A 16,199-nucleotide genomic window follows, 5' to 3' on the forward strand; every position below is an offset into this window, starting at 1 on the left:
TGTGATCATTCTCCTTTTCTCACCCGAGGGAAAACAACATGCCTGAACGTCCTGCGAAACAAAATGCGCTGTTTGGACTGCGAGGGCTCATTCTCCTGACTTGCCTCGGCATCTTCCCCTCGTTGACCTCGGCTCAGGAAGTCGCCTCCAAGGATGCGCTCTCTGATCGTCAGCAGCAAATCACAGCGAACTTCGACGAACTCGAAAAGCTGATGCTGAAGATGGCCGATATCGACGAGGCCAACAACCCACAACGGGCGACGCTGCTGCGAGAAGCGGTACGCAACAGCCGCAACTTGCGCGTTCAATCTCGCATGACCGAGACGACCGACTCTCTAAAGATCGGTCAGTTGAAGCGCGCAAGCGACCAACAAGCCCTGATCGAGAACGACCTCCGCGGACTGCTGAAGCTTCTACAAAGCGAAAACCGCGACGAACAAATCAAAGACGAAGAAGCCCGCATTCGAGACTACATCAAGAACGCGCAGAAGCTGCTCAACCGCCAGCGCAGCATTCAAGGCCGCACGGAAGGGGGCAGCGATACGAAACCCCTCTCGGAAGAACAAGCCCGCCTGGCCGACGACGCCAAATCGCTTTCCGACAAGATCGCCGAGCAAGAAGAAGGGGGCCGACCTTCAGAAAATGGTGATGGTCAATCAGGCGAGAACGGTGAAGAAGGATCGGAAAAAAAGCCAGGTGAAAACGAAAACGGTAAGTCCTCGAACGAAGAAGGAAAAGAAGGCCAAGATGGCGAATCGGGAGAGCCGTCCGAAGGTAAAGAATCTGCCGGCGACATGAGCGAAGGCGCCGAGTCGAAAGATGGACAATCCGACTCACAGAAGGGCGATTCGCAGAAGGGCCAGCCTGGCGAAGGAGAGGAAGGCGAACCGAAAGAAGGCGAGCCCAGCGATTCGGAAGGTGAGAAATCCGACTCCGAAATGAAGGATGGCCAGTCCCAAGAGGGTGAGCCCAAAGAGGGCGAAAAAGGGAAGCCTCAGGATGGCGAACCGCAAGAAGGACAGCCCCAAGAGGGACAACCTCGAGAGGGTGAGCCAATGGAAGGGCAGCAGGGTCAAAAGGGGCAACAGAGCCAACAACAAGGCCAACAGGGTCAGCAAGGACAACAGGGCGAACAAGGCCAGCAGCCTCAAAACGATCAACAACAACCGCAGCAGGACGAGTTCTCGCCCCGTAAGCGGATTGAAGAAGCCCAACGCCGTATGCAAGAGGCGCAGAAGAAGCTGGACGAAGCCGACAAGGATGGTGCCGCCCAAGAACAGCAAGCCGCTCGTGACGAACTCGCTCAAGCCATCGCCGAACTCGAAGAAATCCTTCGCCAGTTGCGTGAAGAAGAAATCGAACGCGTTTTAGCTCGACTGGAATCGCGGTTCACCAAGATGTTGGAGATGCAGCTTCGCGTGAATGAAGACACCGAACGTCTCTCGCAAATCCCTGTCGACCAGCGTGGTTCCGCTGAGGACGCCGAAGCGGGCAAGCTAAGTTTCGCTGAGAAGCAAATCGTGGTCGAGGCGGACAAAGCATTAGAGCTGCTCAAAGAAGAAGGCTCATCGATTGCCTTCCCGGAATCGCTAATGATGGTCCGCGAGGACATGGAGGAAGTCTCCAACCGACTGGGCCAAGCCAAGCTTGATAGCCTGACGCTGACGATTGAAGACGACATCGTCGCGGGCTTGGAAGAACTGCTCGAATCGCTCAAGCAAGCTCAGAAAGAGCAGGAAGACCGAAAACAACAGCAGCAGCAACAGCAACAACAGCAGCAACAACAACAAGGTGAAGAACCGCTGGTGGACAAGATCGCCGAACTAAGGCTGATCAAATCGATGCAAGTCCGTGTTAACCAGCGAACCAATCGTTACGCCCAAATGCTAGAAGACGCCGACGACGAAGTTGGCCAGGCGACCGGCGACGACTTGAAGAATCTGTTACGTGATTTGGCCGAGCGTCAAAGCCGTATTTACGAGATCACTCGCGACAACGTTCAGGGGAAGAACCAATGAGTTTTCGCCGAATTGTCTGCAGCCTAACGAGCATCGCAGTCCTAGGAGGATTGTTCTGCATGCCTCGTTTCGTGCAAGCCGAAGCCGGATTAGCGGTACCAGACCGTTGGTCTCCGCCGTCGCGCGAGCAACTTGCCGAAGAGCTGACCACCTGGAGCCAGACGTCGCACGTACCGGTTGAAACCAAGACGCAGCTACTCGAACTTTGGAATAACATCAGCGATTCTTCACTGCCACTTCGCGAACTGCTCGATCGCTCTCTCGAAATCAGCTCGGCTGAAATCTGGGAGAAGCTTGATTCCTTTCGCCAGACCGGCAACTACCAAGGCCCTATCGAATTGGACACGACCAACGTCGATAGCTGGCCTCCTCAGTTTTTGATTCATCATGCCAAGTTCGTTTACGGCAAGTGGCTGGCCGAAAAAGGCCTGTACGACGAAGCCCTGAACGAACTGGGCGAGCCACTTCCTGATCAGGTTGTCGATCCTGCCGCACTGTTGTTCTTCGAGGCCTCGTGCCAGCACTATTTGTTGAAGAAAGAAGAATGTGTGACAACGCTGAAGCAGTTACTCTCGCGGAGCGAAGGACTACCGATCCGCTATTTGGCGGTATCACAAATGATGCTTAAAGACATCGAACCGCTCGAAACCGACTCCCTCGACGAAGTCGCTCGTTTAATGCGTGACATCGAACGCCGTCTCGACCTGGGTCGGGCAGGCAAGAAGGTTCGTAAGACGGAAGAAGATGTCGTGGCGAAGCTCGACAAGATGATCGAAGATCTAGAAGAGCAACGTAAACAACAACAGCAGCAGCAACAGCAACAACAAAACCAGAACGGTTCCAATAATCCAATGCGTCCGATGCAGGACAGCATGCCCGGCACCGAAAGTGGCCCGGGTGATGTCGATAAGAAAGAGATGGAACACAAGCACGACTGGGGCGATGTGCCACCCAAGGAACGCCAGGAAGCCTTGCAACAGATTTCCAACGAGTATCCTTCGCATTACCGTCGTGCCATTGAAGAGTACTTCCGCAAGATCGCTCGCGATCCATCCGCGGGCAACAACTAAGAACCAGCGCAACGATTGCCGCTCGCAGAGATACGACGCTCTATGAAGATGTTATGCCTGATCATGCTCCTGCTTTCCGCCGCCACACCCGGCGTCGAACTTCAGGGACTCGATGGTTCCCAGACCGAAGGTGAACTGGTCGATCTGACCAGTAAATCGATCGTCATCCAACCGTCTGGCCAGCCTGCCGTCACGATGGCGACCAAAGAAGTTATCAGCATCAAGCCAGCGGCGACTTCAGAAAATGAAAGTCTGTCCGCTCCGACTTCGGAATTGATTTTAGCGGATGACTCTCGGTTGTTTCTTACCGACCTCAAAGTCGACGGACGCAATGCTCAACTGAAGCTCGCGATTGGTGAAGAAGTCAGCATCGCTCGTAGCAGCATCAAGGCGGTTCGATTTCTGAACGACCCGCAGCAAGCGAATGATGCACACCTGGAAAGCTGGAATAAGATTCTGCAGGAGAAGCCAAATCAAGATGCGATCGTGCTACTGCGTGACGGCAACTTGGTCGTTCAAGATTTGATCATTCCACGAATCTCCGAAGCAGGGATCAGCATTCAACTCGGGAATATCCAAAAGGATGTCTCCCCGTCCAAACTGTACGGGGTGCTCTTTTTCCAGCGTGAAGCCCGTACCTTCCCAGCTCCTCTTTGCCTGGTGAATTTACGGGATGACTCGAAGCTGATAGCTAAAAGTGTTCGCTTAACGTCCGATCATTTGCAGGTTTCGACGTTGGCCAACGAAGACCTTCCGATCCCTTTTTCGCAAGTTCGCCTGCTCGACTACGCTGCCGGTAACATCCAGTTTCTAGACGAAATGAAACCGTCGCTGGTCGAATGGACGCCGATTGTTCGCTCAGCCATTTCGATGCGTGACTTGTCGCTCATCTATGGTCCGCGCATGAATCAATCGTTTCAGAAAGAACCACTGCAATTAGAGTTCGATGGCCAACCTGAGACGTACTCGAAAGGGATTGCCATCCATGCGACTTCCGTTTTGGTTTACGACCTTCCAGATGGGTTTCGCCAACTTCGCATGAAGGCCGGCATCGCCCCACGCAGCCTTGGCATGTGCACCGCCAAACTTCAAATCATCGGCAATCAAAAGATCTTGCTAGAAAAAACGTTCGAGGAAGGTACTCCTCCGGAAGACATCGTCGTGAATGTCGCTGGCGTCCGCCGACTGAAAATAATCGTTGATGCTCTCGATGACGAAGACTTCGGCGACGCACTTCACCTGTGCCAGGCACGCCTCCTGAAATAATTTCGAGTGATCCGCATGCAACGATATCTACCACTCTCCCTGGTCTTTGCCTTGCTGGCGAGTTCGGCTGCGCCACTACCAGCTGCCGATATGGACCTCGTCCTGAAGGCCGAGCAACAAAGGATCGACGCCGTCGCAAAAGCTTCTGCTTCGACGATTTCGGTCTTCGCAGGCGCGGCCGGGGGTGGCAGTGGCGTGATCGTCAGCCCCGACGGTTATGCCGTTACCAACTTCCACGTGGCTGATCCGGCCGGCAACTTCATGAAGTGCAGTATGCCCGAAGAAGGGGGTAAGGTTTACGATGCGGTGATCGTCGGCGTGGATCCTGTAGGGGACGTGGCGGTCATCAAGATGCTCGGTCGCGATGACTTCCCCGCAGCCGAGATCGTTGACAGCAACGGCGTCAAGGCGGGCGATTGGTGCTTTGCCGTTGGCAATCCATTTTTGTTAGCGACCGATCTGCAACCAACGGTGACCTGGGGAATTGTTTCCGGCGTGCATCGTTATCAATATCCAGCCGGGACACTACTGGAATACACCGACTGTCTGCAAACCAACGCGGCCATCAATCCAGGTAACTCGGGCGGACCGCTGTTCAATGCGAAAGGGCAACTGATCGGCATCAATGGACGCGGTTCGTTTGAAAAACGTGGCCGCGTGAACGTTGGTGTCGGCTATGCGATTTCCATCAATCAGGTCATGAACTTTTTGGGCTACCTGAAGAGTGGCCGCATTATCGACCACGCCACGCTCGGCGCCACGGTAATCACCGATTCGGAAGGTCGCGTCGTGGTGACCAACATCCTTAGCTCTTCCGATGCCTATCGGCGCGGGCTACGTTACGGGGATGAGATCGTCAGCTTCGCAGGCCGCGACGTGACAACGGTCAATGGCTTCAAAAACATCCTAGGCATCTATCCCCGTGGTTGGAGCGTGCCCCTTTCGTACCGACGAGACGGTAAGCGTTACGACACCATCGTTCGCTTGGCAGGCGTGCACTCGCGGCGCGAACTGCTAGAAAAGATCGGCAGTGCCCCGATTCCACCTAGCCCCGAAGAGAAGCCTGAGGGGGAGGATGATGGAGAAAAGAAACCTTCGCGCCCGGCACCCACGCCAGGGCATGGCAAAGAAGAAGCGAAACCGCCAGAAGAGTGGAAACACCTTTACGCGGAAAAAACTGGCTATGCCAACTACCACTTCAATCAAGAACATCAAAATCGTCTGCGTAAGGCCCTCGATGCTTTAGGAGATTGGTCGCAAACGTCCGATTCCTGGGAGATGGAATATTCGCTGGTCGATAACGACACCGGTGTGATTCACATCGATCCGGCCGTCGTGCAAGGAAAACTGGCGGGCGTGAATCACAACATCGAAATTTCCGGCGACCTGACCCAAAAGTTAGAGCCGTCCGGTAGCGGTGGCTTGTTCTTGGCGCTTTACACTTGGAAGCGTTTATTGCGACAACCGTTCGAGAAGTTCGGCGAGGTCTACTATCTGGGCACCGCACCCCGACGCGACTTCAACGTTCAATACGACGTACTCGTCGGTTTGTACGATGCTCTGGAAATCCGGGCTTACTTCGACCGCGACACGGGCGAACTGGCAGTCCTGGAGATGTTCCCGGAATCGGATGCCGATCCGTGCGAAATCGAGTTCAGCGACTACCGCGAGGTCGGCGGCTACACGCTACCCTATCGCATGGTAGTTCGCTTCGGCGACGAGCCGTTCGATATCGTGACCGTTAAAAAATGGAATGTCCTTCCTTCCAGTGAGGGGACTTAAGATGTACGGGAAACCAACTGCTCGACTGTTGCTGCTTTCGTTAGTCCTGTCAGGGATTTGCGTAACGACAAACGCGTTGCAAGCGGAAGCGACGCTGCGTGACATCACACGAGACGTGCAACGGAAGGTCGTCAAGATCTACGGAGCCGGCGGGCTACGTGGTCTTGAGTCGTACCAGTCTGGAAGCCTGATCACGCCCAATGGTCATATCCTCACCGCGTGGAGCTACGTGCTTGACTCGAGCGTCATCACGGTGGTGCTCGACGATGGACGGCATTTCACCGCGGAACTCGCGAGTGCTGATCCTCGATTCGGTATCGCCCTGCTCAAGATCGAAGCGGAAGAGCTGCCCTACTTCAACTTGGATGAAGGGGTCGAGATAGAGCCAGGCGATCGAATCTTGTCGTTCAGCAACCTGTTCGGAATCGCCGCCGGTGATGAACCTGCCAGTGTGTTGAGCGGATATGTTTCTGCGATCGCTCCACTCGAAGCACGCCGCAGTGCATTTCCTTCCGCCTATCAAGGTCCTGTCTTGATTGTCGATGCGATTGTGAACAATCCGGGAGCGGCTGGCGGTGTTTTGACGGACCAGGAAGGGCACTTCGTTGGGCTGATCGGTAAAGAGCTACGCAGTTCGCGAAACGACATCTGGCTGAATTACGCGTTGCCGGTGGGGGAGATCAAAGAGCCGATCGAAGACCTGATCGCCGGGCGTTCGCGACCGGTCGTTGATCCTCAGCAGGAAAAGCCACAAAACCCGCTCACGCTCGCGCACCTCGGACTTGTGCTCGTTCCGAATGTACTCGACAAGACTCCGTTATACATCGAACGCGTCGAAGGTGAGTCGTTGGCCGCTGAGGGGAAGCTACAGCCGGACGACTTGATCATGTACATCGACGGAACACTCGTTTCGTCGCAAGATGCCTTGATCGAGAAGCTAAGCTATATGGACCGCGACCAACGCTTTTCGCTGATCGTGCTCCGTAACCAAGATCTCATTGAAATCACACTCAACGAATTGAAGTAAATGTCGAAGCCGATGACACGTCTGTCGCTCCTCCTGGTGACTCTTGCCCTGACGCTGGTCGCTGAGACCACTCGCGCGCAGGAACTGAACGTCGCGGAAGAAGCGGCTATTCGCGAGGCAGTTGATCGTGTTGCTCCGAGTGTCCTGCAAATTGAAACGGTTGGTGGCTTGGTGCAGGGCGGGGGACCGCTCGAAGGTGCTAGTCGAACGACTGGTACCGTGATTTCGCCCGACGGCTACATCCTTTCCAGCCTTGTTGGTTTCATTCAGGAGCCGTCTGGGATCCTGGTTGCTTTGCCCAATGGCAAGAGAGTTGCCGCGAAGATCGTTGCCAAAGACAAGAATCGCAATCTGATTCTCCTTAAGGTCGAAACGGACGTTGAACTGACGGTTCCAGAATCGATCGCCCGGACAGAACTTCGCCCTGGGCAGTGGGCAATTGCGCTCGGCAAAACGTTCTCCCCTGATCGTCCTTCGGTTTCGGTCGGTATTGTTAGTGCGACACATCGCGTTTGGGGCAAGGCCGTTCAAACGGATGCCAAGATCTCACCCAACAATTACGGCGGGCCGCTGATCGACATTCATGGCCGTGTAATCGGCATCCTCACGCCCCTTTCGCCGCAAGATCCTGGCGCAAGTGGAGGCATGGAATGGTACGACTCGGGGATTGGATTCGCCGCACCATTGACCGAGCTCGAATCTCGACTCGATGTGCTGAAAGAAGGAAATGATCTGATGCCTGGCCTACTGGGCATCAACCTGAAGGGAAACGACATTGTTGCCGATCAGGCCGAAATCGCGGCCGTCCGCTACAACAGTCCAGCCCAAGAGGCGGGAATTCAGGTCAAAGACATCTTGATTGAAGCGAACGGCCGCCCAATCGAGCGACAGGCTCAACTCAAGCACATCCTGGGTGAAGCGTACGCCGGCGACACCATTGCCTTTAAAGTCAAACGAGGTGATGAGGAACTAGCGATCGATGTGACACTCGCGGAGAAGCTTGTTCCTTACGATCGACCGCTGCTTGGCATTTTGCCGCAGCGTTCGACGGACGAAGCGATCATCGAGTACGTCTTTGAAGACACTGCCGCTCACTCAGCCGATCTCAAAGCGGGGGACAAGGTCATTCGGTACGACGAAACCGATATCACCGACTCCGAGAGTCTGCGAAATGCCGTTGCTACCGCCGAACCGGACGTACCTCATAAGTTAACAATTGTCCGTGAAGGTGCCGAGCAAGAGATCGAAGTTCAGCCGCAGTCCGTGCCGGACAAGTTCTTAACGGGTGCGCCTAAGCCGGAAGTCCCGCAAGATGCCACCGAGCAAGATGGCATTGCGACCGGCGAAAGTGACTTCCAACTCGCGGAAGAACAAAACGCTGCCAAGTTGTTTGTCCCAGAAGCGGCCAAAAAGCTTCCGGAGCTAGGCTTAGTGGTTCTGCTGGGTGACGTTGACTTCAAACTGGAATCGATGCGAGATGCCTGGCACGAGCAAGCCGAGACGTTTGGTTTTGCCGTTTTGGAAATCTTGCCAGCGGATGGCGATCGTTGGAAGCGAGCCGAGTCGTCGGTGGTGCGGAAAATGATTGATCGCGTGCGCGATAACTACAACATCGCTCCACTTCGCACGGTTACTGTAGGCGGCAAGTCGGGCGGGGCGATGTCGTTGATCCATGGCTTTGAGAATCGCGACATCCAGAATGGAGCCGTCGCTGCGGAAGCTGGCGTGCCGCGAGGAACGAATGTGCCTGATTGCGAGCCGCTATCTCAGTTGGAGCTGGTCTTCCTCGTCCCTCGCGATGAGAAGCGAGCCGACTTCGTCAAGAAGCAGGTCGAATCGCTGCGGGAACTGAAGTACCCCATCATCGAAGCAACCATGCCGGACGCGGAAACGATCGTCCTATCCAGTGCCGAGATCGCTCAGCTGGCCATCTGGCTCAACACGCTCGATCGAATTTGACCGCCGAGCCATTCCTTTCGCCTGCCTGCCCCTGACTCTCTCTCCTCGGCTTATCTGTTGATGCTTTCGTTTCGCAACAAGATTGGAATCGTGTCCTTAATCACTTTGGTCACGTCCGCTGCGATGTGGGTTTTCGGAGGGACCGATTCCTCATTCATCACCGTCCAAGGTTCGCTGTTGAAGGTCGGCCTGGTGATGGGCGCGGTTTGGCTGGCTTACCCGCAGTTGGCGATGTTACCGATTTGGCTGGCAACAATCGGCGTTGGATCGGTCCTGGCCGTGCTGCTATTTAAAAAAGCGGCGATCTTTGTGATCCCGCTTTTAATCGTTATCTGGTTGTTGCGACCTCGGCCGCCTAAGCCGAAGAAGAAGCCCAAAGAAAAACCTTGGTTTAGCCGAGGATCTTCGACTTCAGATCGGTGAGCACGGTTACGGCGTGGCCGATTTCTTGCTTCTGTCGTTCCGGCTCTTGCGGAATTTCACGTTCGATCGTCAGCGGACCTTCGTAACCCACTTCCTTCAGGGCATTGAGGTAGGCGTCGAAGTTGACGTCCCCTTCGCCGACGGGAACTTCCTGGCCCCATTCCTGACCTGGGTTGGCGGCCCACTTGGCATCTTTGCAGTGCACGCTGCCCAAGTGCTTGCCGACCTTCTTGACCGCTTCAATCGGTTCGCCAGTCCCGTACAGAATCATGTTGGCAGGATCGAAGTTGACCTTCAAGTTATCGCGTGCCACATCGCCAATGAACTGCAGCAGACCATCAGCCGTTTCCTGACCGGTTTCCAGGTGAACGCTTTGGCCCATCGAAGCGCAGTGGTCACAAAGTTCTTGAGCCACGGCGACAACCTGAGAGTATTGCGGATCGCTGGTATTGTGCGGGATGAAGCCGATGTGCAGGCCCACGCATTTGCAGCCTAGCAGGTTCGCGAAATCGGCGATCTCTTTCATCTCGGCGGTACGCGCGGCGCGTGTTTCCTCAGGAACCAAACCAACCGTCTTTTGCGTCGTCGGGATGTCGGCGTAACTTTCCCCGTCGAAGCCACCGAAGACACAAGTCAGCGTAATGCCCATGTCGTTGAGCTTGGCCAAGAACGCGTCGGCGTTTTCTTTGGTGCGGGAAGACTGCTGCGGGGCATGCAGTTGGATTGTCTTGATTCCCAGTTCCTGGGCAACGTTTAGATTCACACCGAGACCGGCATCGAGACTGGCAAAGACGCCAATAGCCCACTTTTCCACAGTCATCTCCTTCTATGCAGAGGGTCAATTTGCAAGCGCTGTAGCGGAATGTAAAGCGTCTGCTATCGCCCCGCAACCATGCCGATGGGCCAGGGCACGAAAAAAGGCTCAGTTATTTTAAGACTGAGCCTTTTCCATTTTTTTCTATTCGAACCTTCGTCGCAGACTATGCGAGGTCCTTCTCAGGGGTGGCGTCGTTGTGGACGTCGAACCATTCTTCTTTGAATTCGACGTAGCCACCCTTACCTTGATTCGACCGCTGCATCGCCAGACGAGCCGTCAATGCGATCACCGCGTCGGCCATGGCGACCTCTGGATGACACTTCGGCTTGTTCTCTGGGTCTGGGTTGCGGATACAAGCTGCCCAGTGTTCGATTTCCTCGGTGTAACCGCGGCTCACAGGTCCAGCGTTCGTGGTATTTGCCACGGCTGCTGCCTTGGTGCTGCCGCCACTGGCTTGAGTGTCCATGGTCGGACCGTCGGCACCCTTCTTAACGGTCAGCTTCGTATCGGCCGAGACACCGTTCTTGTACAGCATGACGTCCTTTTCTCGTTCCAGGACCAGGGTACCCTTACTACCCATGACCACCTCGCCGTAACCGCCGAAGCCGTTACCGTTGATCGACGAGTAGGTCACCACAACCTTCTTGTGTGGATCGTCGTTGTACGAAGGAACTCCCTTGTTCTTGGGTGGCCAGTTGGTGACGTTGTCGTAGTAACCGACGTCAAAGTCCTTGTCATAGCCACTGCCAGGGAACTCGAACATGCAGTAGACATGGTCGTCGGCATCACGGTCGTAACCAAACAAGTGACGTCCGCCGGTCGCATGGACAGTCAGCGGATGGGCCTTCTTGCCGTCAGCACGCAAGGCACTGATGAAAATCGACGCGGCATCCAACTGGTGACTTCCCAGTTCGGCCATCAGACCGCCACCGGTGCGGTCCCACAAACGCCAGCGGCACAATTCTTCCATGGCCGAGATCTGGCGATTTTCGCCCTGACGATTTTGGATCGTGAAATCGTTATAGCCGTATTGGGTCGGATCGATGTCACGGTCGTTATTCCATGCTTCGTACTGGGCGAACAAGGCCTTGTATTGAGCACGACGTGCCGGATCGGATTCCTTCTCGGCACGTTCTTTGAACTTGACCATCTGACTCTTGATCTCGTCGACCATTTTGCCGTCGGCCAGCTTCTCGCCGCCTGGCAGCGGTTGTTGCCAACTGTCGCCACCGGGCAGATTACCACGGTGCCACTGGGCACGAATGTGATGGATTTCGCCGAGAACGCCCCATTTCATGAGGTTCACAGCGTTGTCATACAGCACGCTGTAGTGGCGTTGGTGACCGGTGGCGAGGTACAGGTTTTGTTCCTCGGCCATGCGGGCCATCTCTTTACACTGCATGACCGTTTGAGCCATCAGCTTTTCGGTCAGCACATGCTTGCCGGCGGCCATCGCGTCCATGGCGACCTGCTTGTGTAGGAACAACGGCAATGCACAGATGACCGCTTCGATGTTGGGATCGGCCAGCAGTTCTTTGTAGTCGGTGTAAACTTTGACGTGCTTCTTGGCTTCGTCTTCGGTTTTCCAGTCGTAAACCGACATCAAACCTTTACGAGCGTCCAAAGCGGCTGGGCTGGAATGATCGCCGTGGAAAGCACGGTGAACGTTGTACGGGCGAATATCGGAGATCGCGACGACGTCGACGTATTCTGGATTGATCGCACCAATCAGCACGCTACCTTCATCACCCGTACCGATGACGCCAACGCGAACGGGATCGTTAACCTTCAACTGTTGATAGCCAAAGTAGGCTGCACCCAAGCCAACGCCCGAAACGGCGGCAGCGGCGACACTTCCTTGGAGGAATTCGCGACGGCTGATGCCAACGGCTTCGTTGAAGTTTTCCTTGCCGACGGCTTGTTCTTCTGGTTTCAAGTTCATGATTTACTCCCTGATTAGGATGTACCGCGGCCGCAGCACTTGGCGAATGAGTTCCAAAGAATGAAGTCCAACCCAGCAAATTTTCCCGCGCCGATCGCCGCAATCAACAGCAACGAGATAATTTCTACCGATTGATAGTAGGAAACGGCGGTGTCTGCCCCGTAAGCCAAAGGCCACTGAGCGAGGAACACCTGTAGTAAGAATCCGGCGACCGCCAAAGCAGCTAACCGCGTAAACAGGCCCACAATCAACAACAAACCTGAAACGGTCAGGATCCAAGCCACGGCCACATCGATGCGTCCCTGATTCGGATTCACCTGCCAAACTTTGTATTTCGACTCGGTGGCCGATTGGCCAATCCGGTTCAAGTCGTCGATGTAATCCGCTTCGTACAAGGCGATATCTTTTGTCCACTTGTTCAGCTTGCCGTAAAGCTCTTTGTCTTTCTCGACAAGGCGATCTTCGTGGTGGGCGACACCTCGCAGACTTGGGTTATTTCGCTTCGCTTCGAATGATTGCAACTCGTTGAAGTATTCTTCGATATCTTCGTTGTTGTCGTCGAAGTAATAGTTGATGCGAGCGATGTAATTTTGCAGCTGTTTCTGGAATTTCGGCTCTAAATCCGCGCCAAAGGTACGCGTCGCCATATCGCGATAGCCCGCTGCTCGCTCGGCGATGAACTGCTTATTGAGCCGTTGCGTGCCGTAGATATCGAAGACCATGTTGCGGAAGTTGTCCGCTAAGGGGCCTTTCGCGTTTCGCAGGAAACCAGCCGATGAAAAATCGCCCGAATGAAACTTCTTCGAGCCTTCCATGAAAAAGTGCCATCCAGTCGCCAAGCGCAAGGCAACCAGCAAAATGATGGCAATCCAGCCAAGTTGATATTTCGAGGTAGACAGGGAACTAGCTCCTCACAAGATTCTTATCGTCGGGGGTGCAGATCCAAGGTGGGATGGCACTCTTGAGAGCATCTGAAATGGGGTACGACGCTCTAAGAATATGGACGTGCCGGAAGTGTACGGATATCCATCCAATGTTAATTATTGTCAAAAACCCGCAGTTCGCCAAGAACGGGAGACACTTTTAATTCGGAGAGCAGGGTATCGGCTGCCCGATTGCAGTTCCCAGCGGAAGAAATCACAGCTTAGTTTGATCCGCTTCGTTTAGCCATCTCGAATCGAGCAATCATCGATGACACCTAATTTTCTGCACGCCTCGCGGGCGTAACCGCAACTAAGACGCCTCTATCACCGTTTTGCTTCGCCATTGGCCGGTGAAAAAGCGAATCCAGTGTGTGATCGACAGCAAGATCACCCAACCCGTCATCGCGACCCACAAACCTTGGACATGAATTTGGTCGAACCAGATGCACGCGATAGCAAGCAGAAGCAGTACCGAGGAAAAAATCGCCCCGACGGCCAGGATAAATCGGACGTCGCCGGCCCCTTTTAACGCACTCACCGCCACCAGGTTCATCGCATCGAACACGCAGAAAAAGGCAACAAATCGCAACAGAACGATCGTAAGCACGCGGATTTCTTCGAACTTGGTCGGCTCCATACCCATCGCATGGGCCGTGAGGAAGAAGTCCGGTGCCAGGAAGTAAGTCATCCCCATGCCCCCCGCATACCCCAGCGCGACCATCAATCCCGACCAGGTTGCCACGGCGGCGCGTTCCGGCTGGCCATGTCCGATCTCGCGACCGACCAACGTGCTAATTCCAATTCCCAAACCGATCAAAGGTACAAACGTGAGGGCATTCACATCGATCGCCAAGGTCGAGGCGGTCATCGCAGTCAGCCCCATCCGTCCCATTAGAAAGGTAAACCCTGTGAAGGTCCCTACTTCCAGCAGCACCTGAAAGCCGCTGGCCGAGCCGTATTTGAAGATTCGACCGAGCAAGCCAGGCTCGTCATTCGCCGAATCGAGAAAGCCATATTCGCCACTCACCGCGGGACGCCACAGCAAGATGGCATAAGCGACGACCTTAAACCACTGACTAAGCATCGTGGCGATCGCGGCCCCGGTAATCCCTTCAAGCCACTCGCCGCATAGCCCGAAAATCAATAGGCCGTCCAGCACCACGTTCAGCACGCACGAGCCGATCTCGACGAACATCGAAGTGGTTGTCTTCCCACGCCCTGTAAAAAATGTCGACATCGCCGCAGCCACCACGGAAGCACCAGCCCCCATCGTCAATATTTGAAAGTAGCGGACTTCCAACCGCTGAACTTCCACCGAGTGCCCCACCATTTGAAAGGCCCAAGTGGCCAAGGGAATGGTCAGGAAATAGGCGGGAATCAAGACCGAGCCTATGATCACCCCTTTGCGGATTACGGCCCCAATTTGCTGGGGTCGGTTGGCGCCGTCGTACTGGGCAACGAATGTGTTCAAGTACGAAGCCAACCCAATGGGGAAGCAGAGCAGAGTGAAGTGCAACATGCCGGCGGGGAGAGCAGCGGCCATCGCCTCGGGCGAGTACCAGAACAGAAACATCCGGTCGACAAAGTTCGTCATTGACCATGAAGCGGTCGAGGCAATCAGCGGCAATGCGATCAGCAACAGTTCTCGAATTCCGCACGGACGGCTCCACCAACTTTCCCCCTCCGGTAACGCCGGGGACGAATAAACCGTTTCGGATGAATCCAACATGCCTGCGACCGCCAGAGAGTTGCGTCAAGAAATTGCGAATCCCAATTATTCGCATGGCCAACTATCTGACAATCGCAAACCGTTGAGGTTCAGGGCTCCATCCACGAAATTAACTCAATAGTTTATATTTCGAAGGAGAGACATTCTCGGCCGACCGTTGTGTCCGCGTCACGTTTCCTCCCTGAGTTGCATCATCATGAAGATCGCCCTTTGCTACCAAACCCAGCCTGAATTTATCGACGCCATTCGCGAGGTGGCCCCAGACGCCGAGATCGACGACGCCGGGCAGGAGCGGATCGGCGAGGCAATTCTTGATGCCGACATCTTCTGCGGGCACGCCAAAGTCCCAATGCCGTGGCCAGAGGTGGTCAAGAAAGGGAAGCTGAAATGGATTCAATCGTCGGCAGCTGGCATGGACCACTGCTTGGTGCCCGAGGTGATTGCCTCGGACATCATCGTTTCGAGTGCCTCGGGCCTGTTTGCCAATCAGGTCGCAGAGCAAACATTTTCCCTCTTATTAGGCCTGATTCGCTCTTTACCGGTTTTCTTTCGCGCACAAACAGTTAAAGATTATACAAGAAGACCTACCCACGATCTTCACGGAAAAACGGTCGGCATTGTCGGCCTGGGGGGGAACGGTCGACGGATTGCTGAGATCCTATCCGCGTTTCGCACGCGGATTATCGCGACCGATTTGTTCCCCTACGACAAGCCCGCCTACGTCGAAGAGCTGTGGCCAGCCCATCAGTTGGACGACCTGTTGGCTCAATCGGATGTGGTAATCCTGACCTTGCCTCTTAATGCAAGCACCTACCACATCATCGATGACGAGCGGTTTGCCGCAATGAAGCAGGATGCCTGGTTCATCAATGTGGCCCGCGGACAGGTGGTTAAAGAGACGGCACTCGTGGAGGCGCTTCAATCGAAAAAGCTGCTGGGGGCCGGAATCGATGTCGCCGAAATCGAACCCCTTCCGCACGATAGTCCACTATGGAATATGGAGAATGTGATCATTACGCCTCACGTTGGCGCTCAAGGAGCGACTCGGAACGCCGACGCGACGCAACTTTTTTGCACCAATCTGCGTCGTTATCTCCAGGGAGAACCCCCGATTAACCTGGTCGATAAGCAGCTTGGCTTCCCAGTTCGCATGCCTTCGGCCACCTAACCCAGTGTGCCGTTCGGTTCCCTAAAGCGGACATAGACAAGTGAATCTTTACATTCACGCAATTTTCATTTATTA

At 54.8% G+C, this 16,199-nt stretch carries 12 protein-coding genes; 8 read left to right on the plus strand and 4 right to left on the minus strand.

The genetic code is table 11. From position 1 onward, the window contains the following. The first annotated feature begins 38 nt into the window (after positions 1 to 38). The 7 genes from C5Y83_RS11110 to C5Y83_RS11140 all read left to right on the plus strand — a co-directional run bounded on the left by C5Y83_RS11110 (position 39) and on the right by C5Y83_RS11140 (position 9,545). A complete protein-coding gene (locus C5Y83_RS11110) occupies positions 39 to 2,018 on the plus strand; it encodes a hypothetical protein (protein ID WP_105329765.1) in 1,980 nt (659 codons plus the stop codon). A 59-nt stretch (positions 2,019 to 2,077) separates the two neighbouring features. After that, entirely contained in the window at positions 2,078 to 3,088 is a 1,011-nt protein-coding gene (locus C5Y83_RS11115; RefSeq protein WP_146117741.1) for a hypothetical protein, read from the plus strand. Between the two features lie 42 nt (positions 3,089 to 3,130). Further along, on the plus strand, positions 3,131 to 4,354 hold the full coding sequence (locus C5Y83_RS11120; protein WP_105329768.1) for an NPCBM/NEW2 domain-containing protein: 1,224 nt from the start codon (positions 3,131 to 3,133) through the stop codon (positions 4,352 to 4,354). Positions 4,355 to 4,369: 15 nt separating this feature from the next. Continuing rightward, entirely contained in the window at positions 4,370 to 6,136 is a 1,767-nt protein-coding gene (locus tag C5Y83_RS11125; protein WP_105329770.1) for a S1C family serine protease, read from the plus strand. Between the two features lies 1 nt (position 6,137). Continuing rightward, entirely contained in the window at positions 6,138 to 7,163 is a 1,026-nt protein-coding gene (locus tag C5Y83_RS11130) for a S1C family serine protease (RefSeq protein WP_233207190.1), read from the plus strand. Next, positions 7,164 to 9,122: a PDZ domain-containing protein gene (locus tag C5Y83_RS11135; protein WP_105329773.1), complete on the plus strand. Its 1,959-nt coding sequence runs from the start codon at positions 7,164 to 7,166 to the stop codon at positions 9,120 to 9,122. A 90-nt stretch (positions 9,123 to 9,212) separates the two neighbouring features. Beyond that, positions 9,213 to 9,545: a hypothetical protein gene (locus C5Y83_RS11140; protein WP_146117742.1), complete on the plus strand. Its 333-nt coding sequence runs from the start codon at positions 9,213 to 9,215 to the stop codon at positions 9,543 to 9,545. On the opposite strand, the gene C5Y83_RS11145 is transcribed toward C5Y83_RS11140, so the two are convergent. From C5Y83_RS11145 to C5Y83_RS11160, 4 genes are all read right to left on the minus strand, one after another. Continuing rightward, positions 9,514 to 10,359, minus strand: a complete 846-nt coding sequence (locus C5Y83_RS11145) for a sugar phosphate isomerase/epimerase family protein (RefSeq protein WP_105329776.1) — start codon at positions 10,357 to 10,359, stop codon at positions 9,514 to 9,516. The two genes, C5Y83_RS11140 and C5Y83_RS11145, sit on opposite strands and share 32 nt — an antisense overlap. A gap of 166 nt (positions 10,360 to 10,525) precedes the next feature. Beyond that, positions 10,526 to 12,304: a Gfo/Idh/MocA family oxidoreductase gene (locus C5Y83_RS11150; protein ID WP_105329777.1), complete on the minus strand. Its 1,779-nt coding sequence runs from the start codon at positions 12,302 to 12,304 to the stop codon at positions 10,526 to 10,528. Positions 12,305 to 12,318: 14 nt separating this feature from the next. Continuing rightward, the gene (locus C5Y83_RS11155) at positions 12,319 to 13,119 is read right to left on the minus strand and encodes a DoxX family protein (protein WP_146117743.1); all 801 of its coding nucleotides are present in this window, start codon (positions 13,117 to 13,119) and stop codon (positions 12,319 to 12,321) included. Positions 13,120 to 13,537: 418 nt separating this feature from the next. Further along, positions 13,538 to 14,956: an MATE family efflux transporter gene (locus tag C5Y83_RS11160; RefSeq protein ID WP_105329781.1), complete on the minus strand. Its 1,419-nt coding sequence runs from the start codon at positions 14,954 to 14,956 to the stop codon at positions 13,538 to 13,540. A gap of 196 nt (positions 14,957 to 15,152) precedes the next feature. Between C5Y83_RS11160 and C5Y83_RS11165 the strand changes: the two genes are divergently transcribed. Further along, positions 15,153 to 16,124, plus strand: a complete 972-nt coding sequence (locus C5Y83_RS11165; protein WP_105329782.1) for a D-2-hydroxyacid dehydrogenase — start codon at positions 15,153 to 15,155, stop codon at positions 16,122 to 16,124. Positions 16,125 to 16,199: the final 75 nt, after the last annotated feature.

Source organism: Blastopirellula marina (assembly GCF_002967765.1).
GTDB classification, from domain to species: domain Bacteria; phylum Planctomycetota; class Planctomycetia; order Pirellulales; family Pirellulaceae; genus Bremerella; species Bremerella marina_A.

Bases quoted from the DNA above. Each gene is read 5' to 3' on its own strand.
- C5Y83_RS11110 (WP_105329765.1), top strand. From the start codon at position 39: ATGCCTGAACGTCCTGCGAAACAAAATGCGCTGTTTGGACTGCGAGGG.
- C5Y83_RS11115 (WP_146117741.1), top strand. From the start codon at position 2,078: ATGCCTCGTTTCGTGCAAGCCGAAGCCGGATTAGCGGTACCAGACCGT.
- C5Y83_RS11120 (WP_105329768.1), top strand. From the start codon at position 3,131: ATGAAGATGTTATGCCTGATCATGCTCCTGCTTTCCGCCGCCACACCC.
- C5Y83_RS11125 (WP_105329770.1), top strand. From the start codon at position 4,370: ATGCAACGATATCTACCACTCTCCCTGGTCTTTGCCTTGCTGGCGAGT.
- C5Y83_RS11130 (WP_233207190.1), top strand. From the start codon at position 6,138: ATGTACGGGAAACCAACTGCTCGACTGTTGCTGCTTTCGTTAGTCCTG.
- C5Y83_RS11135 (WP_105329773.1), top strand. From the start codon at position 7,164: ATGTCGAAGCCGATGACACGTCTGTCGCTCCTCCTGGTGACTCTTGCC.
- C5Y83_RS11150 (WP_105329777.1), bottom strand. From the start codon at position 12,304: ATGAACTTGAAACCAGAAGAACAAGCCGTCGGCAAGGAAAACTTCAAC.
- C5Y83_RS11155 (WP_146117743.1), bottom strand. From the start codon at position 13,119: ATGGAAGGCTCGAAGAAGTTTCATTCGGGCGATTTTTCATCGGCTGGT.
- C5Y83_RS11160 (WP_105329781.1), bottom strand. From the start codon at position 14,956: ATGTTGGATTCATCCGAAACGGTTTATTCGTCCCCGGCGTTACCGGAG.
- C5Y83_RS11165 (WP_105329782.1), top strand. From the start codon at position 15,153: ATGAAGATCGCCCTTTGCTACCAAACCCAGCCTGAATTTATCGACGCC.